The sequence below is a fragment of the Amphibacillus jilinensis Y1 genome (assembly GCF_000306965.1).
Lineage (GTDB): Bacteria > Bacillota > Bacilli > Bacillales > Amphibacillaceae > Amphibacillus_C > Amphibacillus_C jilinensis.
Genome location: NZ_JH976434.1, coordinates 1,186,619 through 1,205,210, shown reverse-complemented (window position 1 = coordinate 1,205,210; position 18,592 = coordinate 1,186,619). Strand labels below are relative to the sequence as shown.

Here is an 18,592-nt window from a genome sequence, read left to right as displayed (position 1 = left end):
GGAAATATGGAAAAGGTGAGAGTAGGTATTATTGGAGCAGGTTCTATTTCAGATATGCATTTTCAATCTTATGTCCGTCACGAAGCTGTAGAACTGGTAGCGGTGTGTGATTTAAATGAAGCTCGTGCAATGGCGAAAGCGGAGCAACATAAAATTGAAAAGATTTATACAGATTACCATGAATTATTGAAGAATGAAGATGTTGATGCGGTGAGTATTTGTACTTGGAACAACTCGCATGCTGAGATAGCAATCGCTGCACTGGAACATAATAAACATGTTTTAGTGGAAAAGCCATTAAGCAAGACAGCAGAAGAAGCAGAAAAGATTCGAGAAGTAAGTCAAAAATCAGATAAAACATTGCAAGTAGGTTTTGTTCGCCGATTCGCTACAAACACTGAAGTGTTGAAAAAGTTTATTGATGCGGGTGATTTAGGTGAGATTTACTATGCAAAAGCATCATCTCTTCGCGTGTTAGGAAATCCAGGCGGATGGTTTAGTGATGTCGAACGTTCTGGTGGCGGTCCACTCATAGATATTGGCGTTCATGTGATTGATATCTGTTGGTACTTAATGGGGAAACCCAAAGTAAAATCTGTGAGTGGTACAGTATATCATAAGCTCGGTAATCGTTCGAATATTGAGCATAAGTCATTCTATCAAGCCGCTGACTATGATCCAAAGCAAAACAGTGTAGAAGATTTAGCAAATGCGCTTATTAAATTTGAAAATGGTGCGACGCTTATGTTAGATGCAAGCTTCGCATTACATGCTAAAGAAGATAAAACAGAAGTGCACCTGTTTGGCGATAAAGGTGGTGCTATGATTGAGCCGGAATTAAATATCTTTACAGAAAAACATAACATTTTATTAGACCTTACACCTAAAATTGATGCCCGTACCTTTGACTTTGAAAAAGGATTCCAGAATGAAATTGATCATTTTGTTGCTTGTTGTTTAGAAAAAGAGACAACGATTTCGCCAGTTGAAGATGGTATAGAGATAATGAAGATATTGGAGGCGATTTATGAATCAAGCAGAAGCGGAAGAGAAGTGCGTTTCAACTAGTTAATGGAGGGATAAGATGACAAAAAAACACTATGCGAATTGGCCTAAGGACTATCAAGATCCGAGTTGGTTCACACATGATCGTTTTGGTATGTTTATTCACTTCGGCTTATTTTCATTAGCTGCTCGTCACGAGTGGATAATGACAACGGAACAAATAACACCCGCTGATTATAAGCGGTACTTTGACCACTTTGATCCCGATCAATTAGACATTGCGGGTTGGCTTGATCAAGCTGTTGAGGCAGGAATGAAATATGTGGTGCTTACAACAAAGCATCATGAAGGCTTTGCTTTGTGGAATAGTCAATTAACGTCTTATAAAGTAACGGAAACACCATTTGAAAAAGACATTGTCCAGTTTTTCGTTGATGAAGCCCGTAAACGCCAGCTGAAAATTGGTTTTTATTATTCGCTAATTGACTGGCATCATAAAGATTTTACGTTAGATGGCTTACACCCACTACGTGAAAATCAATTCGCACGTGACACAAAGGATCAACGTCAGATGAGGAATTATCGCGAATATTTAAAGGGTCAAATCACCGAACTACTTACGAATTACGGACCCATTGATTATATGTGGTATGACTTCTCATATCCACACCGTGATTGGGGTTGGTCAAAAGGTAAAGGAAATCTTGACTGGGACGGAGAAGGCATTGAAAATCTTACGCGTTCTTTGCAACCACATATTTTAATTAACGATCGTTTAGATTTAAATAGAGGCGTAAAAACACCTGAACAATATCAACCGCATCATCCAATCGTCGAGGATGGTAAGCCTGTTTTATGGGAGGCTTGTCAGACAATGAATGAAAGTTGGGGCTATGATAAATACAATGCAAATTGGAAAAGTGTTGACCAAATCTTAAAAATGTTAGTGGATACCGTTAGTAAGAACGGGAATTTCTTGCTTAATATTGGGCCAACGGCAAGAGGTGCGATTGATGATTTAACCAAAGAGCGGTTAGATGGGATTAAAGTCTGGATGAAAAAACATGAACGGTCGATTGTTGGTTGTGAGCCAAGTGATTTTATTTCCCCCCTTGATTGTCGCTTGACACAAAAGGATGACCGGCTATATGTACACATCTTTTCTTGGCCATACCGTCATATTCACTTAAAAGATCTTCAAGGAAAAGTGTGTTATGCTCAATTCTTACATGATAGATCAGAAGTCTTCATTGAAGAATTTGATCGAAACCAAGTCATTACAAGTACAGAAACACATATTGAGGCAGGTGATATCGTACTTAATTTACCGGTCATCAAACCGGACGTCGCTATACCGGTCATTGAATTATTTATCACAGATAACCGTCCGTAAAGCGCCCGCCACGTCCTGTAGCCCTCCACCCACTAATTGAAGTTTCGTTTTATAGATTGAGCTATACTAGACGGATGAAATGAAAGGGGATGCACAAGCGATGAAAGGATTTATGAGCGTGTTTTATACGTGGGGGTTATGGTTAAGTAAAATGATGTTAATTCATTTTATCTGGTTGCTTTTAACTTTATTAGGTTTTGGTGTGTTTGGTGTATTCCCTGCAACACTTGCAGCAGCAAAAGCAATCTATCAAATAATCAAGCAAGAAGATGACCAAAACCTATATAAGGGGATCTGGAGAGACTACCGGACACATTTTATAAAGGCAAACAGTTCTGGTTTCATCTGGTTGTTTATTTCGGTATTTTTATATTTTGATTTCCGAGTTTCGGAGATCTTTATCCAATCAACAGTTATTCACTTTTTCCTTGTTATGGTTGGCTTTGTCGCAGTGAGTAGCTTTCTCATGTTTATAACTATCTTTGTTCGTTATGAATTGACCGTATTTCAATACTTTAAACAAGCATTATTTATAGCGATCGCCCAACCGCTTGAAGCCATTGCCTTAGTGATAAGTAGTATTCTCTTAATCTATTTATTTCTCTATTTGCCCGCATTAAGCGCAATGATGGGTATTTCAGTTATTTTATACCCTATCATCTGGTTTGGTCATCGTGCTTGTGTCAGTGTTGAAGAAAAAAATTTAGCTGCAAATTAACGAATTAATTTAATATTGGAATAATGAATTTGGGGGGAAGTAACATGATTAATATATTTAAGCAAAAACTATTTTATCGTTATTTATTATCATACTTTGTTGCATTCATTATTCCTTTTATTATTCTAGGTGTGCTGATTTATGTAAACTTTATTGCCGATCTTCAAAAAGAATTAGAACAATCAAGCTTGAATAATCTAAACCAATTTAGTGAGCTAATGGATGAGCGTAAAAAAGAGTTTACGAATATAGCAACACGTATTTCCAATGATTCGCGGTTAAATGCTTATCATCTGAATCATCCCTATTATGGTTATGAAGCCGTTCAAGAACTAGCTAAATACCGTGCCAATAGTGTATTAGTTGATGAAATCGCTATCATTCATCATCAAAACCCAGATAAAATTTTTACCAGTGGTGGCTATCATATGCCAACAACCTTTATTGGTCGATATAATATTGAAAACCTATCAAGAGATGAATTGATCGATTTTATTAGCCAAGAACATCCACAAACGAAAGTGATTGAAACAGGAGATGATTTACAGTACTTAGCTTTTATACAACCTATCGTACCTAATAGTCTTTACCCCTATGGTGCTATTATGTATATGGTTAATAATCAGCAGTTTGACTCAATCATTCGAAATGCTTTGTCAGAATTAAGTGGTCATATATATGTTTTGAATGATCAACTGGATATATTAGTCTCACATGAGAACGATCCCAATTTATCAAAAGAACATTTAGATTTTGAAATGATTCTTGAAAGGGCTACTGCTGGAGAAGATATAGATATTGAAGGCAAGAAATATTCAGTATCATTAGTCCAAAGTGATGATGAATGGTCTTATTTAAGCATTGTTCAAGCAAAGCAATTCTTGGATTACTTTAAAGGAACGTTAACGACGTATCTTCTCGTGTTATTGGCTGTCTTCTTTATTGGTATTATTATGACTTATATTTTGAGCAAATACCAATATAAACCCATTGATTTATTATTACGCAAAGTTAAACAGACACAAGCATCTGTTAAAACTGATCAAGTAAATGAGCTGAATCAAGTTTTAGTCGCATTTGATCAATTAAATCAAGATAGAGTCTCATTGTCTGAAACGGTCTTTAAACAACGTCCATTTGCAAAACAACAATTTTGGATGAATATGTTAAAAGGGGATTATCCTGATGAAAGCCTGATGAATGATATGGCTCGCTCCCTCCAATTACAAATCGACAAAGCCTTTTACTTTGTATTTATCATTCATTTTAAAGGTAAACAAGTGCAACCCTCTACTAATCAATTGATGGGTGAAATCACTTTTAATGAGATGATAGGCTATGGTATTGATCTCTTAAACATAAATGATAAGGCGATGATCGTAGGAATGGATCAAAAGCATAAATCAGATCAATCGACATTTATAGATTATGTAAACGAAACATTAAAAACTGAATCGATAATCGTTGTAGGATCAATGGTTGAAGGCGTAAGAAACATACATGATTCTTATATTGAAGCGATGGTTGCTTATGATTATATTCACTATCATTCAGAAGGTAGTACGATTTTTTTTGACTCGATTACAACACCAACAGAACAGAGCTTGGGTTATTTAAAAGAAGAGCAACTTAAATTATTACAAGCATTAAAACAAGGGCAAACAATAATTGCTAAAGAAACCTTAGCTGAAATTTTTCAAAATTTACGTGTGCGCGATCGTTCATTAAATGCTTTAAAAGCAATTTGTTTTGATGTGATTAATTCCGTAGTGAGGTCGTTATCTGAAATGGGCGTGTGCTTAAGTGAAGAGACCTTCAGTAAGATGGTTGATTTTGTGACTTTAGATCAACTCGAGCAACAGTTAGATTTAATAATTGAGACGACATGTGCTTCCATTCAAGAAAAGATGCAGAATGAAAATAATCGTATTGTACAGGAAATCATTAATTATGTAAATAAGCACTTTACCGATTATGATTTATCGCTGGAACAAATTGCTGAGAAACATCATTTATCTGCATCGTATGCTTCAAAATTAATCAAAGAGCATTATGGTGTTAGCTTTAAGCATTATGTACAAGAGCTAAGAATGACATATGTTAAAGAAAATTTAAGAATGACATCTAAGCCTATCAAAGCGATTGTCCATGAAGTAGGTTATATGGATGTGGCTAACTTCACACGTAAGTTTAAAAAAGAAGTAGGTGTAACACCTGGACAGTATCGTAATCTAAATAAATAAGGAAGTGAAGTCATGGATACGGTTAAAGTAGCTATCATTGGCTGCGGAAATATATTCCCAATGCACGCTCAATCGGTTAAAGAGAATCCGAATACAGAACTAGTTGCTGTTTGTGACAACAAACCAGAGCGTGCCAATGAACGAGCTATAGAAATGGATTGTAAAAGTTACACGGATTATGTAGACATGCTTGACAAAGAAACCTTGGACGCCATTCACATTTGTTTACCGCATTATCTACATGCGCCTGTATCAATTGAAGTAACGAAAAGGGGCTTACATGTTTTAACGGAGAAGCCTATGGCGATTAAGTATCAGGATGCAGAAGCGATGTTATCAACAGCAAGAGCATATAACACACACTTTGGTGTTATTTTTCAAAACCGCTATAATGCTGGCGCTCAGTTAATTAAGACGATGTTAACCGAGGGCACCTTGGGGTCGATTCAATCGGCTAAAGCAAGTGTTACTTGGGATCGATCGGATGAGTACTATTCAAAAAGTGATTGGAAGGGTACATGGGATAAAGAAGGTGGTGGCGTTTTAATTGATCAAGCCATCCATACGCTCGACTTGATGCGCTGGTTTATTGATGCAGAGCTTGAATATGTCGATGCAACAATTAGCAATCGAGGACATGAGTACATTGAAGTTGAAGATGCTGCTGAAGGCATTCTCAAATTTAAGTCGGGTGTGGTGGCGGCTTTTCATACGATTAATTATTACACCTATGATGCTCCGGTACAAATTGAAATCCACTGTGAAAAGGGTTTGATAAAAATGATTGGCGATAAAGGTATGGTAAGTTTATATGATGGTAGAGAATTTATCGCAGATCATAATCCTAACGAAACATTTTCTTATGGAGTAGGAGTAAAGAGCTATTGGGGCGTCAATCACATTAAACAGATTAACAACTTTTATCATGTGCTCCTTCATGGTGGCGAATTAGACATTAAACCAGAAGAAGCCTTAAAAACACAAGAAATGATCAATGCCATTTATCAATCAGGCAAAGAAAATCGACGCATTACATTCGAGGCTAGGAGGTCAAATGATTGATGATAAAACAAGGAATAAATGATTGGCAGTTTAAACAGCAACGCGACTCTATTTGGCGAAAAGCACAAGTACCAGGTACGGTTCACACGGATTTACTTGAGCACAATTTAATAAACGATCCGTTTTTTGGAGAAGAAGAAAAAAATGTTCAGTGGGTTGATAAAGTAGATTGGGTTTATAAATCGACATTTAATGTAGATTCGGAGCTGGCTAGCCAAACTTGTATTGACCTAATATTTAATGGTCTGGATACGTATGCAACGGTCTACTTAAATAATCAGTTAATTTTGTCGTCTGATAATATGTTTCGCACATACAAGGTAAATGTAAAAGATTGGATTAATATCGGAGAAAATCAATTGATCATTCACTTTGAGTCTCCAATTAACCACGATGTTATGCGTGTCATAAGCGGAGGAATTAATTATCCTGCCGATAATGATGATTCAGAAACAGGTGGGTTAGGTGACAAGAAACTAAGTATATTTGCGAGAAAAGCCCCTTATCATTATGGGTGGGATTGGGGGCCACGCTTGGTCACGAGCGGAATTTGGAAACCAGTTGAACTCGTTGGTTACTCAGATATCCATTTTGATGATATTTATATTAAACAAGAACAACTATCAAATGAAAAAGCGGATCTTGTCTTAGAGATAGAACTTGTTGCCATTAAAGAGATGACGGGTGAATGTGTTCTCCAGTACGGTGAACAGACAGAAATAAAGCAAGTTGAGTTGAAAGAAGGACATAACAAGGTGACATTGCCATTTACCGTTGTGAACCCTAAACTTTGGTGGTCTCGCGGGTTAGGTACCCCTCATCGTTATGATGTAAAGGTTGCGTTTAGAAAAGATAATGAGACACTGCTTTCTGATGCATTAAAACACGGGATTCGAACGGTTGAACTGGTTAGAGATGATGATCAGTATGGTAAATCTTTCTATCTAAAATTAAATGGTGAACCTGTCTTTTGTAAAGGTGCAAACCATATACCAAACGATAGTTTTGTTACACGAGTGACTAAGTCGCGTTATGAACATGAAATTAAGAGTGCTGTATCAGCAAATATGAATATGCTTCGTGTTTGGGGCGGCGGTATTTATGAAGATGATATTTTTTATGATCTCTGTGATGAACACGGCATTTTAGTGTGGCAAGACTTTATGTTTGCTTGTACCATGTATCCAGGAGACGAGCCATTTCTAAATAATGTAGAACAAGAAGCTGTAGATCAAGTCAAGCGTTTACGCCAGTATGCATCAGTTGTACTTTGGTGTGGGAATAACGAAATTGATGCTGCTTGGGCAGAATTTGTTGAAACAGGCGGATGGGGCTGGAAACAAAAATATGATGCCTTAACTCGTGAAAAATTATGGGCGGATTATCAAGCTCTCTTTCATGACATCCTTGATAGAGTAACAAAACAATATGTACCCAATGAGCCGTATTGGCCATCATCGCCACTTGCTGATTTAACTAGAGATGCCAATCAACACGCATTAGGAGTGAAAGGAGCAGGTGATGTACATTATTGGGATGTCTGGCATGGTAAACAACCATTTGAAGCTTATAATGAAAATGTTGGCCGGTTTATGAGTGAGTACGGTTTTCAATCATTCCCTGCGATTGAGACCGTTGAAACATTTACCACGCCAGATGATTATGCGATTGGTTCTGATGTGATGTTGCATCATCAAAAAAATGGTGCAGGTAATCAATTGATTAAAACGTACATGGAAAAGTATTTACCAGAGTCTAAAGACTTCACTTCATTTTTATATATGAGCCAAGTACTTCAAGCGCAAGGAATTAAGAACGCCATTGAGTCTCATCGTCGTCATAAACCATATTGTATGGGTACTTTATACTGGCAGATGAATGATTGTTGGCCTGTCGCTTCATGGTCAAGTATGGATTATTTCGGTCGATGGAAAGCATTACATTATCAAGCTAAAGAATCCTTCAGAGATATTATGCTATCAATTGAAGAAAAAGATGGGCAAGTTAATGTTTATGCCATTTCGGATGTTCTAAATGATGTAGATGTGGACATAAGAGTGAGTGTTTATTCACTAGATGGCGAGCTTCTTTATGAAGAGGTGTCAGCTTTCATTATTAAAGCAAATGCAAGCCAAGTTGTAAAAAATTATATAATCGATCGCTTGATTGGTGAATATGATAAAAGTCAAGTGGTACTAGTAACAGAGTTAATTAAAGAAAATCAATCCATTGATCAAAAGCGTCATTACTTTATACCAACCCAAGCATTATCTTTACCTCTAGCAAAAGTAAGTGTTGCTAGGGATAAAGAGACATTTATTATTACGACAGATCAGTTTGCGAAAGATATTTACTTGACAACAGATTGTTTAGGTTACTTCTCAGCTAACTATTTTGATTTATTACCTGGTGAAGAGAAGGTCGTTACCTTCACGAAACGGGACAAAAATAATGAACATTTAATTGATGTTCAAGCTGTTTCAATGGTAGATATGATAAAAATATAGATATTAAATAAAGCAGTGGCTTATCCTCAAGTGATAGACCACTGCTTTATATGTGACTCTATCATATATTTGTATATGAGATTTCTGGACATTGAAGGTGCAACAGATTTAAACCTTATCAAGGCAATGCAAGGATATAAATGTATCTGAATTAAGAAGAGATACTATGCTTAACCCAGAGTTGTTAGGTGGATTTCTTGTTGTTACGGCGGGTCCAGTTATGACACTTGTTGGTGCAGCCAATATAGTACTAGCAGGTATAGGGGCGGCTATCCAGAAAAATTTGAACTACAACATTACCAAAGTTATAAATCAAATCTTTGAGAGGGAAAAGATTCAATCGGTATAGTAAGTTGACTCATTAATATTAGTTGGTACAAATGCTATTGGCGATAGGAGTGAATCGTCTATCCTTTAGGAGCTTGGGAAAAAGGGGTAAGACACCCTCAAATAGAAACGTACGGAATGAATGGGTAAAATTAGAACAATATCTTAATCTTGAACATGTAACGCTTTAGCCCGTGATATTATCGATGCAAGGAATATCTATATTAAAGGAGGACTTTACACTTCTGAGATTCGTTCTGGACTATTGGAAATAATAAAATTAAATAAATCAAAGTACCAAAATATTTTTGACAGGTAATAGGGAGGTTAGAAAGTTAGATATTTTAGTCGAACTTACCCTAGATATTTATATAATCATAAGGTTATTTTTATCATATTAAGATGAATTTTCATCCACTGCCAGAGGAAAGAATTAAAGATTGTAAACATGTACCAATTGCAGCTATGTAGCTCAAGCTGTTCAGGTGATAATTTTTGTCGATCAAGTTACCGTATTGACTCAAAACCAAGTGATCGCTCTGGCTAAATTATTTTTGATAAAAAGATATAAATAGAAAGCGAGATAAAACCGTTCCAATGGAATGATTTTATCTCGGTGTTTAATCACTAATATCAGTTGATAAGTCAGTAACATTAACTATGTCGAAATCCTGCTTATTAGCTATATATTGATTAAAAAACTTCAAATCAATACCTGTTATTCTGTAGAAGAAGTTTAGTTCCACCATCCAATCATTTTCAATCATTTGCCGCATATCAATCAAGCCTTTTTGAGCAACCAAGTCAATTATTGATTTCATTTTTTGTGGCTTTTGTAAAGGTAATGTTTCGTCTAGAGGCTCTTTTTTTAAGTATCCTTTTCGATGAAGTGCTGCATAAAAATTGCGATGCATTTTGGTATCTAATACACCTAAATTTGCTGCACGATATCCTAAGACCTGTAGAGATGTTTTCCATTTCTTTTTTAAATCTATATATGCATCAGGATTTGTTACATGAATGACAGTTTGCATATCATCTAAAAACGATTCTTCGGGTAGAAGAAAGGCACCTGCGAACTGGTTGGCTTCCTTTTCGATTTCCTTATGTTCTTTACGGTCTAAACTAGTAAATTCAACTCGATAATGAAGTAATAAATGTCCAAGCTCATGCGCAATATCAAAATTTCTACGAACTGATGAACGCTTCAGATCACCTAATATAATAAAAGGCCGATCTTGATTAGTCCATAGACTATAAGCGTCAATTTCATTGTCAATAGCCTTTTCAAAAATAAACACGCCACTTTTTTCAATTAAAAACATAAGGTTGTCATTTGTGTCATCACGAAGTCCTAGTTCTTGTCGTGCTAACATGGCTGCATTTTTTATTAGAGTGTTCCTATCCCCGGTATCAGCAGTGTTTAAGTATTCAATTACTTTATTTCTCAATTGAATAATCTTTTGTGTGGGATAAGTTAATTTATCTGTTACATAGTTAATAAAGCTATCCAAAAATTCGATATGCTTTGCTTCCGCTTGTGTTTTTGATATGACATTCATTACTTTAGAACGGTACGCAATATTCATAACTGAAATATTTTTTGGTTCAAAGTAACGATTAAGTACATCTTTTTTATAAAAATATTTACTTTTCACATTAAAAATAGCTTTTAAATCATTAACAATCATCATTTTTGGTGATGTGTAATTATTCTCGTATTGCCAAACTGCCTGTTCTGTTACATTTAACATGTCAGAGAGCTGTTTTCGTGAATATCCATGCATTAAACGAAGATTGGTTAAATTCTCACCAATAAACATAGTGCTCCCCCTTATTTTATAAAAGCTTACTTGCTTTCTTCACCCTCAAAGATTCCTATATCAAATGCCGCAGGATCAATTATATCACTGTCTTGTTCAGGAGCAATGATTTCTCGCTCTTCATCAGTTAACTCTGAACCAGATATATATTCTGAAAGATCCTGTATCCTATACGCTATATTATCCTCTGGATTAGGTAAATAATGCATTATCTTGGAAATTTGAAAAGCATCATCAATTTTATAAGTAAGAATATGGAATTCGTTATATTCTGTTTGGAAATGTTCAAGATCAGCTTTTACTTGCTGTTCTGTTACAAACAATGAGAGTTGCTCATTTTGTTCAATTAAATTTTCATGGTTTTGAGGAATTTTTTCAAATTCAATGTCTTGATTAATTTTAGAGAGTTCATGAAGATAAGTACGGCGACTTCCTCTACTTCTATTTTTATTAGGTAATACTGCCTGTGAAAAGCCTTTTTCATTAAAATAGGCTGCATTCTTAATAAGAAAAAGTTTTTTAGTGTCACCATGAGTGAATTGTAAATAATCCCATGTTAAACCTGCCTTAGCCTTCTTGTAAGATAAATTAAGTTCTCCACTAATATCAGCAAGTCTACTTTCAATAAAATTCCCCTTAGTCCATGCAAATGCAGAACTAATTTTCATATTACGATGCCGATCTTTACGATGTTCAATGTAATCACGGTAACCCTCTACAATAGCATCAACAATCAGTTTACTATCATCTACATCAAACTTATATTGCTCCAAATCTATCACTCCTTAAAAAGTTATCATAATTTCATTTTAATTCAAACAGAGAGAAAAGGGAATGATTTTTTTTGTTTTTTTTAAAGTTAACATGATTTAATGTTATTTTTTTTATAGTTAAATGAGGTTTTCGGTGGTTAAGTGAAATTCTATTAAAAGGGAATGATGCAATTCAAAATGAAACGAGTATACTAATCTATCAAACAGAGGATGGAAATACAAAAATAGATGTTAGATTGGAAAATGAGACAGTTTGGATGACACAAAAGAGCAATTGCGGAATTGTATCAAAATGAAGTAAATACAATTAATGAGCATATTCAGAATATATATGCAGAAGGAGAACTTCGGGAGTCGGCAACTATTCGGAAAAACCGAATAGTTCAATCTGAAGGAGAGAGAGGTTGACTGTGAAGTAGCATTTTGTAATCCAATAATAATCTTATCGTTATTTTTAAAAATATCACGCATAAAGCTGACAAGTTTATGATGCTCGAAACACGCTAAGTAATAGTGGCCGGTGGCCGTCACCTGTAGATCACAGATTGTCTTTAATGCATCAAGTAGCAGAGCTTTACCAATCGGCTATACAGAACATTAACTTACAAATAAAAATATATTGGGAGAAAAAGAGTTAGAGGAAAAAGCAGTTGTCAAGTCATACTTAACAACTGCGAATGATGGTAAGAATTATAAAACAATACATTATAATCTCGAATGATTATTGCGATAGGATACCGAGTTCGCTCTCTCCATTACGCCATACAAACCATGACCGTGATCTTAACCCAAGTAAACGCATCGCAGGTGAAGTGATAAAACTTCCAATTGTCGGTGCACCAAGGATCGCCTAATCAATAATTAAACACTAGGTTGATGTTCTTAGGAATCTCCCACTTCAAACGTCATTAGAAATTAAGTGGTGAGTCGTTCAATCATCATGTAAAGGCAATTGAATAGTAATCGTTGTACCTTCACCTTCTGTGGATGTAATCATAAGTTGTTGATTGAATAATTTTTTTAAGCGTTTATTCGTATTAGCTAAACCGATGTGATGGTCATCAATGTTGTTGTGTAAAATGTCTTGCAGTTTCGAGTTGTTCATACCAACGCCATTATCGATAACTTGCAGCTCATAATAAGAAGTTAAACGTCTCCCGCGAATCAAAATGTGTCCACCATTCGCTTGTTTTAAAACACCATGTTTCAATGCATTTTCTACTAATGTTTGAACGATTAGGGGTGGTATTTTGATGTCGTCAGGGTCTTCTACATCAACTTCATAATGAACGCGTTGATCAAAACGTACTTGATTAATATATAGATAGGCTTCCACTAGTTCTAACTCTTCAGATAGTGGCACTATTGTCTTCGTATTACTCATACTAAAACTATTGGTCAAATACTGACCAAATGCATGTAATAGATCAATCATCTGATCAATATCTTTTGTGCTGAGTGATGCAATACTATTTAATGTATTAAAGATGAAATGTGGCTTGATTTGGGCTTGTAGCCAAGCTGCTTCTAGTTGTAATTGTTTATGAATGGCTTGTTTTAACTGTGTTAAGGCTTGGACACGTGCTTGTAATTCTAGTGAATCAACAGGTTTAACAATATAATCGTTTGCACCTGCTAAAAATCCTGTATAGATATCTTCAGGTTGGCTTCTTGCAGTGAGTAATAAGATTGGCAGCTCTGAGATTGAAAAACGTTGCCTTATGCTTTCAGTTAATTGGTAGCCTGATATTTTAGGCATCATAACATCTGATATGATCAAATCAAATACTTGTTTATCAAGTAGTTCCACCACATTTTCAGGCTTTGATGTTGTTGTCACTTGATAAGTCGGTTCTAATATTCGTTTTAAGACGTTTAGATTAATCAAGTCATCGTCCACGACCAAAATCTTCACATGACTTTTGCTTTGTTGAGCGGTGTGGGACAATGGTTCATCTTTGATCACAGGTGAAACGTTTGTGTCTTGAGTGATCTTTGCTCCATGTTCAGTGGTGGCTAAAGGTAAAGTGAAACTAAATTCAGATCCCTCACCTTTTTTAGATCTTACCTTAAGTGTACCACCGTGTTTTTCGATCAGCTGTCTAGTAATACTCAAGCCTAATCCTATGCCACCACTATCACGGTGATGAGGGATTAATTTTTCGTATGGTAAGAAAATTTTATCCATGTCACGCTCTGACATCCCAATGCCCGGATCCGTTACGGATACTTTTACGGTATTGCCCGTTTGATGCGCATCAACAACAATGGTACCTTCGTCAGTATTTTTGAGTGCATTATGCAATAAATTAAACAGCACTCTGATCATGCGATGACGATCGGCGTATACTAATGGCAGCTTTTCAGATATGTGATTGGCAATATGAACAGTCGATTTACTAGACATAAATGTAACAATTTCGATCACTTCATTTGTCAGTACGTTTAAGTCGACACCCGTTTTATCCAAGCTGATTCCATGCTCTTTAATTTTCGTAATATCTAAAATATCATTAAGTGTAAAGGTTAATTGGTGTCCCGTTCTAATAATTAATGCTAAATTATCTTTTGCTTTTTGATCTAACCCTTCATGGTTGTTTAATAACAATTGCGAGATATTAATCATTGCATGTAGCGGGTTTCTGATCTCGTGTGATGTGTTGGCTAAGAATTGATCTTTCTTTTGGTCTTCTTCAATTAATTTCTCGCGCTGTTGTTCAGAGACCACGAATAATTGGTGGTGACGTTTAAACAAAAGAAGTGCAATCGATAGAATGGCAAAAAAGAAATCAAATGGATAAAAAGGAAAGTCGATCACATCACTTAATATTAAAAAGCCCCAAATAATATTCGATGTATAACTGATGATAAAGAATAAAATGAAATAGCCGTCTATGCTACCGTGCTTAATATGTTGAATAGTTGTATACATCATGTAACTAATGGCGATGAAATACAAGGCATAATACAGTCCTAATAAAATCGATAGATGTTCAAAAGGAACAATGCCTAATGTTAAGATAGCCATTACACTGACAATGAACGTCACCATTTGAACGAACCGTTTGTTTGTCGGATATAATTTGTGGATGAATTGGATCATTAAGGTGAGTAAACAGACATAAAAAAAGGTCATGATTCTAAAGCTATACTCTCTAGGGATGGGTAATTGAATGAAGGTCTCATCGTCTAGAACGCTACCTAGTGCCATAAAAATGAGCATTACCCCAAAGAGTAATAATTCCTTTTGGTTAAGTTTTTTTCGTGTTATAAATAACAAAAACGCGTAAAGTGCGTGTAGAAGCAATACGATAATGACAGTTAATTGCAATGTTTCCTGCATATTTACTTCTTGTGTAATGGCTTGATCGGTCCCAAAGGATACGGATTTATTAATCCCGCCCATGTAAGGTGTATGATAGTTGGACGTTTCGATGACTAAGTTAAGTTCTTCTGCTTCTTCTGGAATTGAAAATAGGGCGTGAAAGGGCCCGCGAAATGTTGGTGCCATCTTTGGTGAAGTAGTCGGTTGGTTAACAGTTTTGACAACTTCTCCATTTGCAATAATTCTTGCGCTACTATGTAAGCTTTTAATACGGACACCATAGACGTTCGGTCGCTCTTCTGGTAAACGAATCGTTAGTTCGTAACTACCATAGCCATAAGATGCTGACTCAGAATGCTCGCCTTGTAAAACAGGGGCCCAATCACCAGGTACTTCTATACGTTGTTCTTCTTGGTGTGAAGCGGTATTTTCTGTTTCAGTAAAACTATGGCGATGAAAAGCCCATTCGCCATTTAATGATAATGGATCATCAGTAAAGGTCCAATCAGATAGATTCAATTGACCATTGTCTACAATCGGTTGATCAACTGGTTCATGCACGTTAAGCCAAATAAAACGGATACTTGTAATAAGTAGAATAAATAAAAAAGCGATTAGTGCGATGTAACGTCTTTTTGTCAAAGTGTTCGATTGTATCATGCGTTCACCTCCATTCTTATCGATCACCTATTGTTTGAATAACAAAAGGTTGTTCCTTTTGCGTGTTTTTTTGCTAATAATAAAGCTTGATCTGCCTCTTTTATGATATCTTCTTTTAAAGCATGGCCTTCGGAAATGCCAATTGTAGCTGTTACTTTTAGTGAATTGTTGTTTAAATAAATGGGTTGTTTAATACTTTCTAGTAGTTTGAATGTCAACGTTTGACGCACCTGTTTGTCTGGAAGATTAGATATGATAATAAATTCATCACCACCAACGCGATAGATCTGTATACTTTGAATCAGTGCTAACCGAGCAGCAATAATTTTCAAAACATAATCACCATAATGATGGCCATATTGATCATTGATTGATTTGAAATGATCAAGGTCAATAAAGTAGACAGTCTCTGTCTTATCTGCGCTTGTTCTTAAATACTCTTTCAATGCATAGCGATTCGGAACCCCTGTTAGAGCATCTGTTAAGGCCATTTTTTTATATTTATTTCTGTTCAGATATATTTGTGATATGATGGCGATTAATATAACAATTATTATTAATAGACTGTGTATTACGTTCATAATAGGTCACTCCTAGTTTATCATAGTCATTTATGTCGAAGGTATTATAATATAACTATATACTTTGGTCCTATACGATTTCTAAACAAGTTTTTGTAAAGTATAGGTATTACGTCTCAATTTTAAAAAGGGGGGCAACGCTCATGAACGTTTGTATATTTGACGATGAATCCATGGCGATAGACTTTCTTAGTCACCAACTCAATAAGCTTGAAGATATTAAGATACGTTTTACATCAACGAGGCCCTACTTAGATGATTACATGACAGCACTTCAAGAAATAGATGTGGTCTTTTTAGATATCGAGATGCCTGAGATTAACGGTCTAGCCTTGGCTGAACAGTTGAATGAAAAGCACCCGCATTTACATATTGTCTTTGTTTCTGTGCATAAAGGGTACGCTGTTGAAGCATTTGAGCTTAGTGCTTTGGATTATCTCTTGAAACCAGTAAAACGCGATCGCTTAGAAAAAACAATTCAACGGATTAAACAGCAACGCTATCCTCCAAAGGAATTCGTTAGCCCTAAAAAGCGCCTCAGTGTACATATGCTTGGTCAGCTAGAGTTTTGGCTAGATGAGCAAGATATTACAGATACGATTCAATGGCGAACGAACAAGTCAAAAGAAGTATTTCTATTCTTACTCCACCATTCTGGAAATGTTTTATCGAAGGATAAGATCGTTGATACAATTTGGCCTGATACGGTCCCGGAAAAAGGGTTTGCTAACTTATATGTCAATATCTATAATATAAGAAAATCATTGAAGCATCTTGATGCATTTATATCCATAACTAGTACAGAGGATGGTTATCTCCTTAAATTAATGAAAACGAGTGTAGACAAACAAACATGGTATGATTATTTTAAGAATGCTGAAACGTTAAATGCAGAAACCGTCTCTCGTTATACTGAACATTTAAACGTGTATAAAGGTGGTTACCTAGAGGGATATGACTACCTTTGGGCAGACAGTGCACGATTTGAGTTGGAGGAAATGTGGTTACAGCACGCTAAAGCTCTTGCTGACTTTTATTATCAAAATGAAGATGCAGAACAAGCTTCTCGTTGGTATACATCAATAATTAAGCGCAGACCAGATGATGAACAAATAGCGTTTCAACTGATGAAACTCTATGCGAGATTTAATTATCGCATGCTACTCGAATACCAATACAAGGAATTGAAAGCCCATCTCGATGAGTTAAATATTGAGATAGACCCTAATATCCAATCATGGTTTTTACAATGGAAAAAGAATCATAAAAGATAGAATTATAAGCTATCATCTTAAATCGATGATAGCTTATTTATTTAATTATTGATTTTTTCTTTTTTTGTAATGATTATGCATCAAACCAACTGATCCCATCAAAATGAATGCAGCCCCCATTAATAAATAATGATAAAGGCTAGTCGCTGTATCTGGAAGGGTTTGGTCTGATGATGAAGCATCGTCTGATTCTTCCGGTGCAGCACTTTCTTTTTTCGTGTTTGTAATCTGATAACCATCAATTGATGGTTGATAACCGTCTACTGGCTCTTCTTCAATTGTATAGTTAAATGGTGCACCCTGTTCATCATATTTAGCTAAATGATCAAAACTAAAGATCCAATCATCATTTGCGCTAACTTCTTTACTGTCTATCAACTCGCCGTTTTGTAGGAGGTTGACAGTAATTGATTCTGGACGATCTGGGCTATTGTCATCAACCCATACCTTTTCACCAGTTACTTCGGTTTCACCGATACGCCGATTGGTAATGTCATAGCCGTCAATGATCGATTCATAGCCACCAATAGGGTCTTCATCGATTGTATACTCATAGGCTATACCGTCGTCATCGAATTGATCCAACCCTGTGAAGCTAAAGGTCCAATCATCATCTGGAGTGACTTGTTGACTATCGATTTGGACGCCATTTTGTAGAAGGTTGACGGTAATGTCATCCGGCCGATCTGGATTATTATCATCGAGCCACGTTTTCTCACCACTCACTTCGGTTTCACCAACACGAAGGTTTGTAATGTCAAACCCTTCAATGGTTGTTTCGTAACCTTCGACGGGTTCTTCTTCAATAGAATAGTCATAGGCTATACCTTCATCATCGTACTGATTCAACCCTGTGAAGCTAAAGATCCAATCATCATCTGTTGTGACTTGTTGACTATCG

13 protein-coding genes are annotated in these 18,592 nt (G+C 35.9%); 8 read left to right on the top strand and 5 right to left on the bottom strand.

Annotation, left to right across the window (positions count from 1 at the left end; translation table 11 throughout):
- Window positions 1-6 precede the first annotated feature (6 nt).
- The 7 genes from B494_RS0106090 (at window position 7) to B494_RS0106060 (ending at window position 9,277) form a co-directional block, all read left to right on the top strand.
- Entirely contained in the window at window positions 7-1,068 is a 1,062-nt protein-coding gene (locus B494_RS0106090) for a Gfo/Idh/MocA family protein (protein ID WP_017471491.1), read from the top strand.
- A 16-nt stretch (window positions 1,069-1,084) separates the two neighbouring features.
- Window positions 1,085-2,398, top strand: a complete 1,314-nt coding sequence (locus B494_RS0106085; RefSeq protein ID WP_017471490.1) for an alpha-L-fucosidase — start codon at window positions 1,085-1,087, stop codon at window positions 2,396-2,398.
- A 100-nt stretch (window positions 2,399-2,498) separates the two neighbouring features.
- A complete protein-coding gene (locus B494_RS0106080; RefSeq protein ID WP_017471489.1) occupies window positions 2,499-3,116 on the top strand; it encodes a YesL family protein in 618 nt (205 codons plus the stop codon).
- A 44-nt stretch (window positions 3,117-3,160) separates the two neighbouring features.
- Window positions 3,161-5,359, top strand: coding sequence for an AraC family transcriptional regulator (locus B494_RS0106075; RefSeq protein WP_017471488.1), 2,199 nt, complete (start codon window positions 3,161-3,163; stop codon window positions 5,357-5,359).
- 12 nt (window positions 5,360-5,371) lie between these two features.
- Window positions 5,372-6,421, top strand: coding sequence for a Gfo/Idh/MocA family protein (locus B494_RS0106070; protein ID WP_017471487.1), 1,050 nt, complete (start codon window positions 5,372-5,374; stop codon window positions 6,419-6,421).
- On the top strand, window positions 6,421-8,928 hold the full coding sequence (locus B494_RS0106065) for a beta-mannosidase (protein WP_033193559.1): 2,508 nt from the start codon (window positions 6,421-6,423) through the stop codon (window positions 8,926-8,928). The genes B494_RS0106070 and B494_RS0106065 overlap by 1 nt, the downstream gene beginning before the upstream one ends.
- Window positions 8,929-9,094: 166 nt before the next feature.
- Window positions 9,095-9,277: a hypothetical protein gene (locus B494_RS0106060; RefSeq protein ID WP_017471485.1), complete on the top strand. Its 183-nt coding sequence runs from the start codon at window positions 9,095-9,097 to the stop codon at window positions 9,275-9,277.
- A 598-nt stretch (window positions 9,278-9,875) separates the two neighbouring features.
- Here the strand turns inward: B494_RS0106060 and B494_RS0106055 are convergent.
- The 4 genes from B494_RS0106055 to B494_RS0106040 all read right to left on the bottom strand — a co-directional run bounded on the left by B494_RS0106055 (window position 9,876) and on the right by B494_RS0106040 (window position 16,417).
- Window positions 9,876-11,078, bottom strand: coding sequence for a spr1629 family repressor/antitoxin (locus B494_RS0106055; protein ID WP_017471484.1), 1,203 nt, complete (start codon window positions 11,076-11,078; stop codon window positions 9,876-9,878).
- A gap of 26 nt (window positions 11,079-11,104) precedes the next feature.
- Complete coding sequence (locus tag B494_RS0106050) at window positions 11,105-11,851, bottom strand: spr1630 family ClpXP-sensitive toxin (RefSeq protein ID WP_017471483.1); 747 nt, start codon at window positions 11,849-11,851, stop codon at window positions 11,105-11,107.
- 931 nt (window positions 11,852-12,782) lie between these two features.
- Window positions 12,783-15,836 carry a hybrid sensor histidine kinase/response regulator gene (locus tag B494_RS0106045; RefSeq protein WP_017471482.1) on the bottom strand — a complete coding sequence of 1,018 codons (3,054 nt, stop codon included), beginning with the start codon at window positions 15,834-15,836 and terminating at the stop codon, window positions 12,783-12,785.
- A gap of 23 nt (window positions 15,837-15,859) precedes the next feature.
- Entirely contained in the window at window positions 15,860-16,417 is a 558-nt protein-coding gene (locus B494_RS0106040; protein ID WP_017471481.1) for a GGDEF domain-containing protein, read from the bottom strand.
- 143 nt (window positions 16,418-16,560) lie between these two features.
- Here B494_RS0106040 and B494_RS0106035 point away from each other — a divergent pair, with 143 nt between their 5' ends.
- Entirely contained in the window at window positions 16,561-17,691 is a 1,131-nt protein-coding gene (locus B494_RS0106035; protein ID WP_017471480.1) for a response regulator, read from the top strand.
- A 45-nt stretch (window positions 17,692-17,736) separates the two neighbouring features.
- Here the strand turns inward: B494_RS0106035 and B494_RS21280 are convergent.
- On the bottom strand, window positions 17,737-18,592 hold an 856-nt coding region (locus B494_RS21280), incomplete at its 5' end, for a Cna B-type domain-containing protein (RefSeq protein ID WP_194291167.1).

Bases quoted from the DNA above. Each gene is read 5' to 3' on its own strand.
- B494_RS0106070 (WP_017471487.1), top strand. From the start codon at position 5,372: ATGGATACGGTTAAAGTAGCTATCATTGGCTGCGGAAATATATTCCCA.
- B494_RS0106040 (WP_017471481.1), bottom strand. From the start codon at position 16,417: ATGAACGTAATACACAGTCTATTAATAATAATTGTTATATTAATCGCC.
- B494_RS0106085 (WP_017471490.1), top strand. From the start codon at position 1,085: ATGACAAAAAAACACTATGCGAATTGGCCTAAGGACTATCAAGATCCG.
- B494_RS0106090 (WP_017471491.1), top strand. From the start codon at position 7: ATGGAAAAGGTGAGAGTAGGTATTATTGGAGCAGGTTCTATTTCAGAT.
- B494_RS0106075 (WP_017471488.1), top strand. From the start codon at position 3,161: ATGATTAATATATTTAAGCAAAAACTATTTTATCGTTATTTATTATCA.
- B494_RS0106035 (WP_017471480.1), top strand. From the start codon at position 16,561: ATGAACGTTTGTATATTTGACGATGAATCCATGGCGATAGACTTTCTT.
- B494_RS0106080 (WP_017471489.1), top strand. From the start codon at position 2,499: ATGAAAGGATTTATGAGCGTGTTTTATACGTGGGGGTTATGGTTAAGT.
- B494_RS0106060 (WP_017471485.1), top strand. From the start codon at position 9,095: ATGCTTAACCCAGAGTTGTTAGGTGGATTTCTTGTTGTTACGGCGGGT.
- B494_RS0106045 (WP_017471482.1), bottom strand. From the start codon at position 15,836: ATGATACAATCGAACACTTTGACAAAAAGACGTTACATCGCACTAATC.
- B494_RS0106065 (WP_033193559.1), top strand. From the start codon at position 6,421: ATGATAAAACAAGGAATAAATGATTGGCAGTTTAAACAGCAACGCGAC.
- B494_RS0106055 (WP_017471484.1), bottom strand. From the start codon at position 11,078: ATGTTTATTGGTGAGAATTTAACCAATCTTCGTTTAATGCATGGATAT.